The sequence below is a fragment of the Sporomusa sp. GT1 genome, from assembly GCF_014634905.1.
Classification (GTDB): domain Bacteria; phylum Bacillota; class Negativicutes; order Sporomusales; family Sporomusaceae; genus Sporomusa; species Sporomusa sphaeroides.
Genome location: NZ_BMBX01000045.1, coordinates 1 through 15857, shown reverse-complemented (window position 1 = coordinate 15857; position 15857 = coordinate 1). Strand labels below are relative to the sequence as shown.

Below are 15857 nucleotides of genomic sequence, written 5' to 3'. Positions count from 1 at the left end.
CTCCAGGTGACAAGGTCTAGTCCCATTATATCAAATGGGGCTTTTTTTACTTTGTCTACCTAAAGGGGATAATACCACTATCCGAATTCGGGGTATTTCTCAATTATTTCGTATTCCAGATGCAAAGAGACGTCAGGCTGTGCGAAAACGATTTGCCGTAAAATTCATTCACCACTTAGACTGTAAATCCATGAATTTCTCTTCCTCCCCAAGGACCGATTAGTCATCCCCTAGTTATAATAACACCTGAACAGGCTAAGGGTATTATCCTAATGCGACAAGCATCGCTCCCAAGGCAATCAAAGCCACGCCGACACCAGCTAAAATACTGACTTTTTCGCCCAATAAAGCAGCTGCGAGAATTGTGGCAATTACGACGCTCAGCTTGTCAATGGGCGCAACCTGGGATACCTTACCGAACTTGAGAGCCAGGAAATAAAACAACCAGGACAGTGCTCCGGCAACGCCGCTGAGGGCTATATAGGTTATGGCCTTTTTGTCTGCAAAAATTGCCGGAATTTCCTTCAACGTTCCCTGGAAAACAACAACAGCAAGCAAAAATACCGCCATAATGACCGACCGTATCGCCGTAGCGGCATTAGCATCGACTGATTGCAGGCCGATTTTGCCAAATATCGCCACTAACGCTGCCGTGACAGCTGATAACAGCCCAAACACCAGCCAAAGATTCTCCACGTAACTCCTCTCCCTTATGACAACAATTACCCAGGTAAAGTAACAATAAAGGAACTCCCTTTTCCCGGAGTGCTTTCCACCCTTATTTTCCCGCCATGGACATCCACAATCCACTTGGCGATAGCCAGACCAAGACCGGTACCTCCCTCTTCCCGCGACCTTGCCTTATCCACGCGGTAAAAGCGTTCGAAAATCAGCTGCCGGTCATTTTCCGCAATCCCTTCTCCCGTATCGCTTACAGCAATCGTAACCGCTGGCTTCGGTGTCGCCGCCTTTGTGAGCAAAATATCCACCTTACCGCCGGCCGGGCTATATTTGATGGCATTATCAAGCAAAATCAAAAGCAATTGGCTTATTCTTTCGCAATCGGCCATAATGGGCAGCGTCTCTTCACCGCGCCTTTCCAATTTGACCGCTTTCATCACCGCTAACGGCTGCAGGGAACGAATAAGCGTCTCCGCCACAGCAGCCAAGTCAATTTTTTCTTTGATAATATTGGTTGCCCCGGCATCTGCCCGCGCCAGGGTTAATAAGTCGGTTACCAGTTTGGTCATTCTGCGGATTTCACCGTTCATGTCATCAAGCACTTGGATGGAAAAGGAGGATAGCTTTTGGTCATTATCGTTCTGCACCGCCTCCACGGAGAGCTGAAGGACGCTGAGAGGCGTGCGCAGTTCATGGGAAGCATCGGCGACAAATTCACGCTGCCGGAAAAAGGCCTGTTTAATAGGAATCATTGCCTTCCCCGCCAGCAGGTGCCCGGCAAAGGCGGCGATGATCAGAAAAATAACAGAAACCACGACCATCATCAGCAACAACATTTTCAGCATGTGATAATAAGCGCTGATATCTTCCCCCACAAAAACAGTGCCTACCATTTCAGAGCCGTCATATATTTTCATGCCGCATAATATGACTACCGCCCTGTCGCCATCAGCAAGGCGAAATTTCTTCAGTTCAACTTCTCCGTCGGCTGCGTCCCAATTGTGGATAAAGCGCAATACACCGCTGCGAATGGCAGGCGGTGGCTCCTCGGCCGCAGCCAGCTGCTGATTGGGATCGAAAACATAGTAAAATATCTTTGCACCGTGATCGGTATCCTCAGTTTCCTTTGCCGGTAACTGAAAAAAAGATTTTTTTTCTTTGTATATCCCGGCTTGCTCTCTGGCCTCTTCTGCCGCGAAAGAACGCAGGTCCTGTCTTTCCTCCTGATACAGGATCCAAAGCAGCCCGGCAGAGCTTACGATAATAAAGGCCATCATCAGCAGCATCATAACCAGCGCATAGCGCAGAGTTAACCGGTTACGGATTCTGGCAAACATCTTGCACCTCCAGCTTATAGCCTATGCCACGAATGGTTTGGATAACAACCGTATCTTCAAATGGGCTGAGTTTTCGCCGCAGCAGCCGGACATAAGCATCCAGGTTATTAGAAGACACATCTGTCTCCAAGCCCCAGACGCGCTCTAAAATAACTTCGCGCGGAAGTACGCGCTCCTGATTGCGGACCAGCAGATCAAGCAGTTGAAATTCACGGCTGGTAAGCTGTACCTCCGTATCTCCCCGCCGCACACAGTGCGTCAAGCCATTGAAGATTAAGCTGCCGACTTGCAGGATATCTTCCATTAACCGCGCCCGGCTGCGTCTGGCTAAGGCCCGGAGTCTGGCCAGCAGTTCCGCAAATTCAAAAGGCTTGACAAAATAATCATCAGCTCCCGTATCCAGTCCCAGTACCCGGTCATCAAGGGCGTCTTTTGCCGTCAGCATTAAAACAGCTCCCTGATAGCCGCGTTTTCGCAGCTGGTTACAGACGGCAATACCAGATTGTCCGGGCATCATCCAGTCCAGGATAATGACGTCATAGGGATCGTAAAGCGCATACTCCAGCGCCATATCCCCATTCAACACCCAGTCAACCTGTATCCCGGATTTTTCCAGCATATGCTTGATTAACTTTCCCAGTTTTTTGTCGTCTTCTGCAAGCAATACTCTCATTCCGGCACCCCTTTCGCCAAGATCAGCGACACTGCTGCTTGATGATTGAATAATACGATACTCCGCCGCTGCTTGTTAACAATTGATAATCAAAATTAGCTGCCTCCAGCAGAAACGGGTCCTTTTGCTTGTCCTGTACGATAATCAGACTTGCCGCCGGCTGAGGCTGCCCCAAAAACTCGGGCAAGCCCTGGCTCGGCATGGTGTATTTGCTTGACCAGTCCAGCGCTTCCGGCTGACGCGAAGACACTGCAGCCGCCGGGGTAAGCTTCACCGCGGTATGGCCGCTATAAAAAACAGCCGAGGTGCTGTAAAACTGATACATCCCTATTTTTTTCTCACCAAGGGCGCTCATACTGTCCGCCATGTCTTTGCCTGAACGGGTTGCCGCTATGGCAGGAAATATAAACAGGGAAAGTATGATATATGACCCCAGCTGGCACAGGCAAAGCAGCTTAAAAACACCGGCCGCCCCCTTGTTTTTTGCTGTCCACACACTAAACAGCAGGAGCAGCGATAGGCAGACGGCAGTCAGGCCAAATTCCCACCCCGCCAGATAGCGATAGGCGGCAAGCATATAAACAAACAGCAGCAGTACCACTGGAATTCCCGCCCAGCGAAGAATGGCTGCTGCCTCATTGCGGGCCAGCATTCGCTCAAGCTGAACGGCCGTCAGCATTGCCAGGGGAAACAGTATCGGAAACGTATAGGTCAGATATTTGGTAGCCATCAGCGAATAAAAGCCAAAGTAAGCGGCTATCCACAGAAAAAGGAATACCGGCAGCGGGGAAGCCTGGGACCGCCGGTCCTGCCAGCCCTGCAGCACAGCTTTGATGGTCAAAGCAGACCAGGGCAGCATGCTGAGCACAAACACACCAAGATAATAATAACTGACATTATCCTTCGGATGTTCGGAAACGGTAGCACGAAGATAATTGTGCACACCGAAAAAAGTATCGATAAACTCTGTTCCATGCAGAGCATACATCGCGCCATACCAGGGCAGCGTCAGAGCGGCAAAGAGGAAAATACCGGCCGGTGTAAACAATGCCTTCAATTGCGCCCAATCGCGCTGTACGCCGATAAACAGCAGCACGACCAGACCGGGCAGCAAAGCGCCAACCGGCCCTTTGGTCAGTACGGCCAAAGCCACGCCGGCATACATGGCAAGATACCAGCACCCGGCCTGCGCCCTGTTCACATATCCCAGATAAAAAAATACCAGGGCAGCGCAGTTAAACACAAAGAACACCATGTCGGTAATGACCAGCTTTGCCAAAATGATATATTCAAAAGAGGTCCCCATAATCACCACCGCCAAGAGTGCCACTGTTGGCTTGGTTGTTTTCATTGTAAACCAGTATAGCATAACCAAGCCAACAGCGGCAAAAAAGGCGGGCACCAAACGCGCTGCCCATTCGGAAAAGCCAAAGAGTTGAAAGGCCATGGCCGTAAGCCAGTAGAAAAATACCGGCTTGTCAAACCAGACATTGCCATAGATTCTGGGTGATACCCAGTCTGCCGACAATACCATTTCCTTGGCGGTAAGCGCATAGTTTGACTCCACCGGATCGGTAATAGGAATGGCCTGGTTAAAAAACATATAGCCTAAAAACGAAATTAGAAATATAGTCAAATACAGCTTCCTGGGAGCCACAAACATATTTGCGTCGCCGGATAGTTTCATTTCCATTAATCCTCTCCGAGAATGCGGTAATTGTTTTCATGAAATAAAAGCACTTTATCGGCTTGAACAACAAGCACTTGAAATTGTGCCTGAATTTCCGGAGACAGTTTCTCATAATTGTTCTTTTTCATAATCAGGTACGCGTTTTCGCCGGCTGCAACCGCCTGCAAATCCTCCCGGCTTAATTCAATACCAGCCATACCGCTGTAATACAGGAAGCCGGGCCGGTAAAATTTTTCGACATAAACCGGAGCCTGCCTATCATAATGCTGGTTAAATTCATCGACAAACGACTTTACCGAAAATTCAGGTGCAATAACAGGCAGAGTGTGCGCCATTAACAAAGCTAAAAACAACATCATTCCCAGGACATGGGCAGTAAATACGGCACGGAAGTTATGACGAACGCTCTGAAATAAAATGAAAACCGCCAGCAAGGCTAACAGCACTGCCATTATTTTGACAGAAGGCAGCAATTCCACCACTACCCCTGCCCCGGCATAAAACAGGCCGGTAATCAGGAACACAGCCGCCATGCCAAAAATGGCAGCAGCGGCGTTTAAGGCCCGATACTGCTGACCGGCCCATATTTTGTCAAAATAATAGCCGGTCAGCAAGGCTAAGGGGGGATACATCGGCAGGATATATGAGACCAGTTTGGTCTGTGATATTGAGAAAAACATGAACACGACTGCCGCCCATATAACCAGGAAAACACAAGTATTGTAATACTCCCCTTTTTCCTTAAGCCCCGTAAACAAGGCCTGCGCCAGGAAAGCCGACCACGGGAAGAAGCCCAGAATCAGCACCGGAATATAGTAATACCAGACTGCGCCTGCCGTATGCTCAGGCTGCAAGAAGCGGGTTACATTATGAAACCCTAAGAAGGTGTCAATAAAGGCCATTCCATGGAAAGAGTACATTGCTGCATACCACGGCAGGGCAATGGCAGCAAAAAGCAGACTCCCGCTGACCACTTTCATGGTCTTTAGCATTTTTACGTTCCCTGTAAAAACCTGGTACAATAGAATAATTACACCACAAAAGAAAAGGGCAACCGGACCTTTGGTCAGCACGGCAAGCGCGGCAAAGCCAAACAGCAGATAATATTGCCGGTGCAAAAACGCCAGCAAGGCCGCCGTCAGAAAAAAGGTCAGCGTCATATCGGTAACAGCAGCGTTGCCAAGGTAAAAATATTCCAGACTGGTGACCAGCACCAGCGCGGCAAGCAGACCGGCCCGTTCATTAAACAGCTTCCGGCCCGATACATAGACAAGCACAGCACCGCCTACCGCAAAAACAGCCGAAGGAAAGCGGGCGGCAAATTCACTCATGCCAAAAAATTTGAAGGCCGCTGCCACCAGCCAGTAATACAGCGGCGGCTTGTCGTACCAGAAATCACCGTAAATGCGGGGAGAAATAAAATCCTGGGATTGCAGCATTTCTCTGGCAGTCTCGGCATACACCGGCTCGTCCGGGTCCATCAGGGGATGTGTTCCCAGAAAAGCAAACATGAGTATACCGGCCGTACAAAGAATGATCAGCAGCGAGAACCAAACTTTTTTATTTATCATCATATTCAATAGTCCCTTTCTATGCCGGTAGGCCGTCTTGGCTCACCGCTGCAACCTCATCGCCGGAAAGCAGTTATCATTGTGCTGGTGGTATTTCATATTATTATGGCCGCGGCGTTGTCCGGAAATCAGCTCAGCACGTACCCAGTACAACGGCCGCTGTTTAACCTCCTCAAAAATGCGCCCGATATATTCACCGATGATCCCGAGTCCTACCAGTTGAACGCCGCCCAGCAGCAATATGCTGGCAGTTATCGTGGCCCAGCCCGGCACGGCATCGGCCGTAAACAATCGCGTGTACACCACATCCAGCGTCAAACCAAAACTCAACAGCCCCAGCAACAGACCAAGATAAAAAGCGAAACGCAAAGGCAGTTTTGAATAGGCCGTAATACCGTCAAGGGCAAAAGAAAGCATCTTCTTGGGCGAAAACTTGGATTTGCCGGCAAATCGCTCAGGCGCCACAAACTTCACCTGGGCCTGCCGGTAACCCATATCGCCGATAATGCCGCGGATAAACCGGGCCTGTTCTTTAAAGCGTTGAAAGGTTTGCACTACCTTTCTGTCAAGCAGGCGGAAATCTGAACCGCCTGCCGCAATATGAACATCAGACATGGCATTTATCAACCGGTAGAACATGCCGGAGGTAAACTTCTTAAATCCGGAGACACCGGCTGTATCTACACGAATGGTTTGCACCACTTCGAAACCCTCTTCCCATTTCTGCAGCAGCAGCGGTACCAGTTCCGGCGGATGCTGCAGGTCGCCGTCCATAGTGATCACCGCATCACCGCCGGCATAATCAAGCCCGCAGGTTAATGCCACCTGATGCCCAAAATTGCGGGCCAGAAAAACCGCCTTAACCCGGGGATCCTGTTGTGCCAGCAATTTAAGTATCCTGGCGGTATCGTCCCCGGAGCCGTCATCAATAAAAATCAGTTCATAGGTATAGCCCGAATTATCCAGATATTTACATAGTTTCTGATAAAACATCTGCACATTTTCCTGCTCATTAAAAACAGGTACAACTATTGAGATCAGCTTCATTTATCTCGCCACCTTATCTATGAATATCAATATGTCCTTCTTCAAAACCGAGTCTAGCAGGCCATTCTGAAAATAGTATGAAAAAGCAAATCTGCAAGTAATAAAAAGAAGACGACCTGAAGCAATATCGCTTCAGGTCGTCTTCCTTTAGATCAAGTATACCAAACTTTAATTACTACTAACTGATTCTTTTTTTAGCTTTGTCAGTCTATAGGCAACACGATAGTATTCCATATGATAACCTTGTTTCTGTAATTCTGCGGCAATTTTACGCGGCCCCAATCCTGTTTTATGGAGGCTTATAATTTTGGCATCAATGATATCATCAATATCTCTGTCAACCTTTGTGCTTTCTTGCTGCCATAAATTCGACTCCAGCATAGTCCGTGGGATGTGTATGGCCTGCACCAGTACCCTGATTACCTCTTTATCATCCTCCGGCAAGCTGCCTATCAGAGGAGCAGCCGCATCAATACTCGCAAACACGACATCACGAAATTGCCGGATATTTCTCTCATATTGTGCACCCAATATGATTTCTTTAGCCTGACCGGTAAAAGAGACTTGCAATTCAATACTATTTCTTTCTTTAGCACGGAGCATATACTGGCTTACAAATAAATTCAGCAAGGATTCACGTTCTTCATTGCTGCGGTCACGCAGCGGCGGTATGTCAATTTGGTACTGAGCAAGACGTTGATATAATTCCGGCAAAAACTCTTTCTTTAAATCCTTACTCGATGCTGCAATAATAATCAAATCCAACTCTCGCTCTGTTCTTCCTCCTACTCTCCTGCTCATCCCGGATTCGATCAGCTTTAGTAACATCGTTTGGTGTTGAACCAAAGTGTGCGCTTCATCTAAAAATAAAACCCCTTTGTCAGCCAATTCTACTAACCCGGGTTTATCTACGGAGCCGGTGTAAGCCCCCTTCTCTGTTCCGAATACTTCCATGGCAGCAATGTCCGAATTAATAAATTGAGCACAATTTACCTCGATAAACGGGGCATCCGGCTTAATTACTTTAATCTTCTTGGCAAAATAATACATGGCCTTGGCCAGCATGGTTTTGCCTGTACCTGTTTCACCGAGGATTATGGAATGCCTTGGCCCGCCGATAGCAGCAATGCTTCGCTGCGCCTTGTCGATAACTCCTCTCAGGCTGTAGGACTTTCCAATAAAAACGTCAAATATGTCGTTCACCTGACTGAGTATCAATTCAATTTCCAGACTCTCCAGCCGTTTTGACAACTCCTCAATCTCGGTCATATCACGAAAAGTGGCTACCCCGCCAAAAAAGGTTTCATTGAAATATACCGGAAAAGCGTTAGTAATAAAGGTTCGGCCATTGGCATGAGTAATTTTAACGTCGCGCATAGATTTTTGCGTATTAATAACTTCTAACAAGGCAGCTCTGGAATAATACTGGGTAATATGTTTGCCAACCATATCGGCTGGAGTGCTTGCACAGGCATATTTTGCAGATGTTTTATTTGCATAAACGATATACCCCTCAGCATTGACAACATTGACGCCTTCGGGAAGGTTGTCCAAAATTATTGTGTACAGTTCCGTCCTGTCAATCTGCATAGTATTTTATTCCTCTCCATATTTTTTTACTAAGCATTCACCCACAAACATACTCTTGTTTGGATTATAACATAACTTTCAAATTATCGTTGTAAATCCTGTTAGTATCTAACAAGTTTTATAACAGCAGCATGGGAAAGAACTACCGGCACACAACCAAGTACCCAAACCCACTGGGGCACTAATCAAAGTCATTACTCCCCTACATATATTGGCATGATTTTTGCATATGAAATATAGATAACGCTGACTGCAACGCATGAGTCAGAGTAGAGTATTGATAACATGAGCGGGAGGACAGCAATGAACGGTATCAAAACAATGGCTGTTGCCAACAGCGAACAACTCCAAAACATATTCCGGCAGGCTCAGCAAGAGAAAAATCCGGTCTATCTGTACCGCAAACCGGGTGATTATGGTATTAGTCTGGATGTAAGCAACTGGAATGAGGTTGAAGCTTTCGATATTGACAATTTAATGATCATTGTACCACCGGGAATTCTTCTTAGAGAACTCAATGAACTTGTAACTGCCAAAGGGCTGCGCTTTATTCCGGCTGATTCACCCTATCTGGCCGGTCTGAGTGTCGGCGAATGGGTCTATCGGGGCTGCCCGAATTTGTCGTCCTGGAAATATGGGGCAGGTAAACATTTTTTGCTTGGCTCCAGTTATGTTTTTCCCAATGGAGATGTAACAGACGTTGGCGGCAAATGTATCAAAAACGTAAGCGGTTATGACCTGACACGCTTTTTGGCAGGCGCTTATGCCGATTTTGCCGTAGGCGTTCGCTTTGTATTGAAGCTTATGCCACAGCCGGTCTGCCGGCGGTGTTATGATGTCACCACCAGCTCCCTGGAAGACGTGAACCAGCTTGTCAGCGCATTGCACTCGCAACCTGTGCCGCCGGCTTGGTTATACTGGGCCGACACGGCAGCCGGCAGCAAGCTTTTTGCTCAGCAGCAAGCGGCGCACCGGATCATCTTTGAACTGGATGGCAATGCAGCCGAAGTCAATGACTATGCCGCAGCAGTTGACAAGCTATTAATGGCCTGTAAAGCTGAAAAAGCTGCTCTGCCAACCGCACTTCCTGATGTCTCACGGCTGGAGGAGCAGGCAGCCGGCTTCTGGCTGCTTGATGAATTTAAAGTTCCCTATCCTGCTATAAATGAATTTGCTGAAAAGGCAACAGCAGTATTAGCGGAATTTCATTGGAACGGCGGGCTTTTTGGCCAGCTGGCCAATGGGAAAATCCATCTGTATGTGGAAAAAACCGACTCCAGGATAAATAGCTTTATCGCCAGACTGCAAACAGAAGCCGCCACCCTCGGCGGAGCGGCAAGCGGCAAATATGAGCGGGTATATGGCGGCGGCAGCAACGGAATTTTAGCTGCAATAGAAAAGAATTTTAAACAACAGCTGGATCCGGCCCAGATATTCAATCCGGCAGCAGAGGTGACAAAATGAACAAGCAGGAAAGACGCCAGTTAATCGAACAGGAAATTGTGAAATGCAGCCGGTGCGGCAACTGCCGTTCCATCTGCCCGGTATTTCTTGCCGAAAATAATGAAAATACAACACCACGCAGCAAAGCGCGGCTGCTGGAAGCGGTGCTGGAAAACGACATCGAGCTGACAGCCGGGGTGCAGCAACGCTTTGAAAAATGCTTGTTCTGCAAAGCCTGCATGACGCACTGCGGATCAGGTGTCGCCACCGACAAGGTAATTCTGGCGGCACGAACTGCGGCAGCAGAGCGTAATGGCATTTCGCCCATTAAAAAACTTGCTTTCACCGGCCTGCGCTACCGGAAGCTTTTTGACCTTTGTCTGAGGGCCGGTGCTCTGTTTCAGCATGCCATCTTTAAAAAGCTGCCTGACGGCCGCGGGCGGGCTCCCCGGATTTTATTGCCTGGCGCCGGTCTGAACCAGCGGCGGATTATGCCAGATATGACTGTAAGCCCACTGCGGACACGCTTGCCGGAATTTATTCCTGCGAAAAAAGCGGACAGCAAAGGAACGGTATTGTTTTTCACCGGCTGTATGCTGAATTATTTTTATCCACAAACCGGCGAAGCTGTTGTTAACATTTTGACTGCCAATGGCTGGAATGTCGTAATTCCGGCAGAGCAATGCTGCTGCGGTACACCGGCCTTTACGTCCGGGGATGAGGCAACCGGCCGGGTGCTGGCTGAGCAAAATGTCAAAACCATCGGTTCAAAAAAATATGACCACATTGTAACAGCCTGCGCCTCCTGCGGGGCGGCGCTGAAAGAGGAATATGCGCATATCTTAGACAATTCGCCGCTGCTGGCTGCCTGGCAGGATATTGCCGGCAAGGTTCTGGATATAACCCAGTTTGTGCTGCAGCATTGTGATCTGACTAAGCTGGGAAAGGTACCGCTTAAGGTAACTTATCACGATCCGTGCCATCTGGTGCGGGGGATGCAGGTGTCAGCCGAACCCCGTCAAATCCTCCAGTCAATACCAGGACTTGAGTATGTGGAAATGAAGGATGCCAACCGCTGCTGCGGGGCCGGCGGGAGCTTTAGTGCGGTATATTATGAGCTCTCACGCCACATCAATGATAAGAAGCTGGACAATGCGGCAAACACCGGCACAGACTATTGTATAACAGGCTGCTCCTCATGCCGCATGCATATTACGGACGGCCTGACACAGCGGCATAGTCCCATGAAAGTGCTGCATACTGCCGAGATAATCAGTATGGCCTATGAAGCTGGCCGCAAGGAGGGTGAAACATGCTAAAACCTGAGGTTCTCAACAAGTTGCGGGCTGTTGTCGGCAACTCCCATGTGTTAAGCGAGCCGGAGGATATGATCGTCTATTCCAATGATGCAACTATTCTCAGCGCCAAGCCGGAAGCGGTTGTCCAGCCGGCCAATCGCGATGAAGTTGCCGAAGTGATAAAGCTGGCCGCCCGGTATAGGATTCCGGTTACTTGCCGCGGCGCGGCAACCTGCCTGTCAGGCGGAACCATTCCGCTAAAGGGCGGTATCGTATTGGAGCTGACCCGCCTAAATCAAATCCTCAAAATTGACAAAGTGAACAAAATCGCTGTCGTACAACCCGGTGTCATTACTTTTGATTTGATTACAGCTGCCGGCAACGTCGGCCTGCTCTACCCGCCTGACCCCTCCAGTATGAAAGAATCGACGCTGGGCGGCAATGTTGCCGAGTGCGCCGGCGGCCCGAAAGGGGTTAAGTATGGTATTACGCGCGATTTTGTCCTGGGTATGGAAGCAGTTTTGTCTGACGGCAGCATTATTCAGACCGGCAATGCCGTCGACGGCGATATGTGCGGTCCGGACTGGACAATGTTATTAACCGGCTCGGAAGGAACCATGGCGGTAATTACCAGCATAACCTTACGGCTGGTGCCGCTGCCGGCAGTGAAGAAAACCATGATGGCCATCTATGACCGCCTGGAGGATGCGGCCAGAACAGTAAGCGTCACGATGGCAGCAGGCATCATCCCGACCACCCTGGAACTCATGGACAATTTAAGCATTGTGTCGGTGGAAAAATATTTGAAAATCGGCCTGCCGGTCAAAGCAGGCGGCCTGCTATTAATTGAGGTGGATGGCGTTCTGTCAACCGTAGAGGAAAATGCCCGGCGCGTAAGCGAGATTTGTAAACAGTGCGGGGCAACAGAAGTAAAGATAGCCCGAACCCCGCAGGAAGCGGAAGATCTATGGCGGGCGCGGCGTTCCATTAATCCGGCCTTCGGTCAGGTTGCACCCTGCAAATTTGCTGAAGACGCAACAGTTCCCCGCAGTTTGGTGCCTGTACTTGTCGAAAAAATCATGTCCATTCAGGAAAAATACGATGTGCCTATTTTTAATATGGGTCATGCCGGGGATGGAAACATGCATCCAACCATTATGTTTGATAAACGAAACAAGGAACAGATGGCCAGAGCTGAGCAGGCTTTGGATGAAGTGCATATCGTTACTCTGGAACTTGGCGGCACTCTCAGCGGCGAGCATGGAATTGGCTGCGCGAAAGCCCCTTACCTGCGGGCAGAGACTGGCGAAACCGGGTATAAAATTGGCCGGGAGATCAAGCAGGCCGTTGATCCGCTCGGCATCCTCAATCCCGGGAAAATGTTCTTTTATGAAGGTAAACTGCATTAGCCGCCTGGCAAAGGGCCGTATTGAAACTTACGTTTCAACACGGCCCTTTTGTTACACAGCTATGCCTTGAGCATAATGTGTAACACCCTGTTTCTATGCTCATTGCGATTTACTTCATTAGTAAATTCGGCAGGTACATCACTACCGAGGGCACATATGTAATAAGTATTAACGCGACAATCATGGCTACGATAAAGGGAATTACCGCCTTGGATATGGATTCCAGCGTTATTTTGGATATGCCGCAGGCAACAAAGAGATTTACTCCCAAAGGCGGTGTTACCTGACCAATAGCTGTATTAACCACTATAATAATCCCAAAATGAATAGGATCAATACCCATTTGGATAATCAAGGGCAGGAAGATCGGTGCGAGAATAATGATTATAGCATTGGTTTCCATAAAGCAACCGGCTACTAACAGCAGTACATTGATGAGTAAAAGTAGCATAATCGGGTTATTGGAAAAATCCAGAAACATCTGAGCTACCCGGTCGGGAATCTGCTCGCTGGCCAGAATCCAGCCAAAGACAGAGGCCGTGGCAATAATCAACATGACAATGGAGGTACTGACTGCCGAATTAACCAGCAGACGACCGAGATCACGAAAGTTCAGCTCACGGTAAATGAAGAAACCGACAAACAGTCCGTAAAACACAGCTATGCAGGCTGCTTCAGTAGGCGTGAAAATACCGCCGTAAATGCCTCCAAGAATAATAACAGGCATCAAAATGGCCCAAAAAGCGTCTTTAAAGGCAATAAAAAGTTCTTTGAAGCTAAACTGCCCTGTTCCCTTATAACCGCGTTTTTTGGAGATGAAATAGGCCACGGCCATTAACACGCCACCGAAAATAATTCCGGGAACAAAGCCGGCCAGGAACATAGAACCGATAGATACGCCGCCGACAACACCGTATGTTACCATGGGGATGCTGGGCGGAATAATGATCCCGATTGACCCCGCCGCGGCCATGATTGCCGAAGAAAAAGCAACATCATAACCTGCCTTAACCATGGCCGGAATCATAATACTGCCAATAGCGGCAACGGTTGCCGGTCCGGAGCCGGAAATCGCCGCAAAAAACATACAGGTTAGAATGGCCACCAGAGCCAGACCGCCGGTCGTAGCTCCCATAAGTGTATTAGCCAGGTGAATAAGGCGTTTGGATATGCCGCCGCCTTCCATCAGAGCACCGGCAATCATAAAAAAGGGAATGGCCATCAGCGGAAAGGACGATGCGGCTGTAAACATGCGCTGAGCAACTATTGTTAAGGGAACATCGCTTCCAAGAACCAGGCCGATAACCGAAGACAGGCCTAAAACAATAGCGATTGGCAGGCCTAATATCGCCAGCAGGGTAAACGCGCCGAAGAGCAATACCTCCATTTAAGCTTGCCCTCCTTTCCTGGTCAGGGTGATAAACAGCTGGGTGGTCCGCAGCAGCATAAAAGCCGCCCCCACCGGCACCGAAAGGTACGCATAATACATAGGAATCCGCATAGCAGCCGATACCTGCCCGGTAGCAAGCTGCTTCAGCACAATTTCAATACCGAAATACAGCATAATCACAAAGAAGATGCCGCAAAACACCAGGGATAGCAGTTTAGCCAGGTGCTGCAGTTTTTGCGGCAGCAGCAGCACAAAGGCTTCAACACCGATGTGCGCCCAGCGCTTCATGCCGACACTCGCCCCCAAAAAAGATACCCAGGCCAATAAAAATACGGCAAATTCCTCAGTCCAGCGAAGAGGCATATTTAAAACAAATCTAGATAGCACTTGCAACAATACTACCAGCGACATAACCGTAAGTAAACAAACGCATAGATAATCTTCGAGATTGTCGAATAGCTGTTTCATACCCGAAAGATCTCCTCTCCTTTTAATAAACCTGCCTGGGTGCCTTTTTAAAAAACCGCTGGATAGCAGACGGCATTTGTATTATAGACAGAGAATTTCTGATTTCAGCCAAATAAGGGCAAGTTAGCGAGCCAGCTTGCCCCTAGGCATTATCTTGAATTTATTTCTGGGCATTTACCACTTTGTCAATGATATCTTTGCCAATAGTAGCCTCATGCTGTTTCCACACGCTTTGTACTGCTGCTTGAAACGGAGTTTTATCCACTTCGATAATTTGCATGCCTTTTTCTTTCAGCTTGCCGATAAAATCCTTGTTTTGCTCGGCCAGCAGCTGGCGTTCAAAATCGCGGGCTTCCGTCGCTGCCTCCAGCAGTGCTTTTTGTTGGTCTGCCGGCAAACCGTCATAAAACTTTTTCGAAACCAGCAGCGGTGCCGCAGCATAGAAATGACCGGTTAAGGTCGCATATTTCTGCACTTCATAGAAGCGGGAGGTCCAGATGATAGGAACAGGATTTTCCTGTGCATCAATCGTACCTTGCTGCAGCGCAGTGAACAGTTCACCAAAAGCCATTGGCAGCGGGTTGGCTCCCATAGCCTTAAACGTATCCATATGAATGGGATTTTCCATTAAGCGGATTTTAAGGCCCGCCAGATCTTCGGGCTTTTGAACAGGCTGCCTGCTGTTGGTTACATGGCGGAAGCCGTTTTCCCAATAGGTCAGACCGACGATTCCCTGTGATTCCAGGCTTTTCAGCATTTCTCCGCCAATTGGGCCATCAAGCACCTTGTAAGCGCCTTGATAATCGGTAAACATAAAAGGCAGGTCAAATACCAAAAATTGTTTGGTAAAACTGGCCAGAGGCGCTGTGGAGACCAGAGCCATTTGCTGTGTGCCAAGCTGCAGGGCTTCAATCATATCCCGTTCGTTGCCTAGCTGCGAGCTATGAAATACGTTGACCTTTACTTTGCCGCCAGTTTTTTGGTCCATAAGTTCGGCGAATTTTTTAAGTCCAATTGTATAAGGATGATCCGGTGCCAACACATGACCTACTTTAATCGTAGTAACCGCTTGACTGTCCTTGGAGTCGCCCGCCGTTTTGCTGCTGCTGCCACAACCGGTCAGCCCTAAGGCCAACAGTAAAACCAGTACCAGGAACCAAGTCGCTTTCTTTTTCACAAAAATACCTCCTTCAATAATCTTAAAGAATCTCTTTAATTCTCAGTTTTACATAGCATTTCACATATTTAAGACTCGTCTTT

The 15857-nt window shown here is 48.6% G+C and carries 13 protein-coding genes; 3 read left to right on the top strand and 10 right to left on the bottom strand.

Annotation, left to right across the window (positions count from 1 at the left end):
* Positions 1 to 264: 264 nt before the first annotated feature.
* The 7 genes from GT1_RS21440 to GT1_RS21410 form a co-directional block, all read right to left on the bottom strand.
* Entirely contained in the window at positions 265 to 696 is a 432-nt protein-coding gene (locus tag GT1_RS21440) for an EamA family transporter (protein WP_188400426.1), read from the bottom strand.
* A 26-nt stretch (positions 697 to 722) separates the two neighbouring features.
* Positions 723 to 2018: a cell wall metabolism sensor histidine kinase WalK gene (locus GT1_RS21435; RefSeq protein ID WP_188400425.1), complete on the bottom strand. Its 1296-nt coding sequence runs from the start codon at positions 2016 to 2018 to the stop codon at positions 723 to 725.
* Positions 1999 to 2691: a response regulator transcription factor gene (locus GT1_RS21430; RefSeq protein ID WP_188400424.1), complete on the bottom strand. Its 693-nt coding sequence runs from the start codon at positions 2689 to 2691 to the stop codon at positions 1999 to 2001. The genes GT1_RS21435 and GT1_RS21430 overlap by 20 nt, the downstream gene beginning before the upstream one ends.
* A 22-nt stretch (positions 2692 to 2713) precedes the next feature.
* Positions 2714 to 4384: a glycosyltransferase family 39 protein gene (locus GT1_RS21425; RefSeq protein ID WP_223226429.1), complete on the bottom strand. Its 1671-nt coding sequence runs from the start codon at positions 4382 to 4384 to the stop codon at positions 2714 to 2716.
* On the bottom strand, positions 4384 to 5955 hold the full coding sequence (locus tag GT1_RS21420; RefSeq protein WP_188400423.1) for a glycosyltransferase family 39 protein: 1572 nt from the start codon (positions 5953 to 5955) through the stop codon (positions 4384 to 4386). Before GT1_RS21420 ends, GT1_RS21425 begins: the two co-directional genes overlap by 1 nt.
* Positions 5956 to 5994: 39 nt before the next feature.
* Positions 5995 to 6999 (bottom strand): glycosyltransferase family 2 protein, encoded by a 1005-nt coding sequence (locus GT1_RS21415; protein ID WP_188400422.1) that lies wholly within the window; start codon positions 6997 to 6999, stop codon positions 5995 to 5997.
* A gap of 168 nt (positions 7000 to 7167) precedes the next feature.
* Positions 7168 to 8589 (bottom strand): sigma 54-interacting transcriptional regulator, encoded by a 1422-nt coding sequence (locus GT1_RS21410; RefSeq protein ID WP_188400421.1) that lies wholly within the window; start codon positions 8587 to 8589, stop codon positions 7168 to 7170.
* Positions 8590 to 8892: 303 nt separating this feature from the next.
* Here GT1_RS21410 and GT1_RS21405 point away from each other — a divergent pair, with 303 nt between their 5' ends.
* The 3 genes from GT1_RS21405 to GT1_RS21395 are packed head-to-tail and all read left to right on the top strand — an operon-like array spanning position 8893 to position 12739.
* Positions 8893 to 10053, top strand: coding sequence for an FAD-binding oxidoreductase (locus GT1_RS21405; protein WP_188400420.1), 1161 nt, complete (start codon positions 8893 to 8895; stop codon positions 10051 to 10053).
* Complete coding sequence (locus GT1_RS21400; RefSeq protein ID WP_188400419.1) at positions 10050 to 11351, top strand: (Fe-S)-binding protein; 1302 nt, start codon at positions 10050 to 10052, stop codon at positions 11349 to 11351. The genes GT1_RS21405 and GT1_RS21400 overlap by 4 nt, the downstream gene beginning before the upstream one ends.
* Positions 11345 to 12739, top strand: coding sequence for an FAD-binding oxidoreductase (locus GT1_RS21395; protein ID WP_188400418.1), 1395 nt, complete (start codon positions 11345 to 11347; stop codon positions 12737 to 12739). The genes GT1_RS21400 and GT1_RS21395 overlap by 7 nt, the downstream gene beginning before the upstream one ends.
* A 109-nt stretch (positions 12740 to 12848) precedes the next feature.
* Here GT1_RS21395 and GT1_RS21390 read toward each other — a convergent pair whose 3' ends face one another.
* The 3 genes from GT1_RS21390 to GT1_RS21380 all read right to left on the bottom strand — a co-directional run bounded on the left by GT1_RS21390 (position 12849) and on the right by GT1_RS21380 (position 15774).
* Positions 12849 to 14126, bottom strand: a complete 1278-nt coding sequence (locus tag GT1_RS21390; protein WP_188400417.1) for a TRAP transporter large permease — start codon at positions 14124 to 14126, stop codon at positions 12849 to 12851.
* Positions 14127 to 14597, bottom strand: coding sequence for a TRAP transporter small permease (locus GT1_RS21385; RefSeq protein WP_188400416.1), 471 nt, complete (start codon positions 14595 to 14597; stop codon positions 14127 to 14129).
* Between the two features lie 160 nt (positions 14598 to 14757).
* On the bottom strand, positions 14758 to 15774 hold the full coding sequence (locus tag GT1_RS21380; protein WP_223226428.1) for a TRAP transporter substrate-binding protein: 1017 nt from the start codon (positions 15772 to 15774) through the stop codon (positions 14758 to 14760).
* Positions 15775 to 15857: the final 83 nt, after the last annotated feature.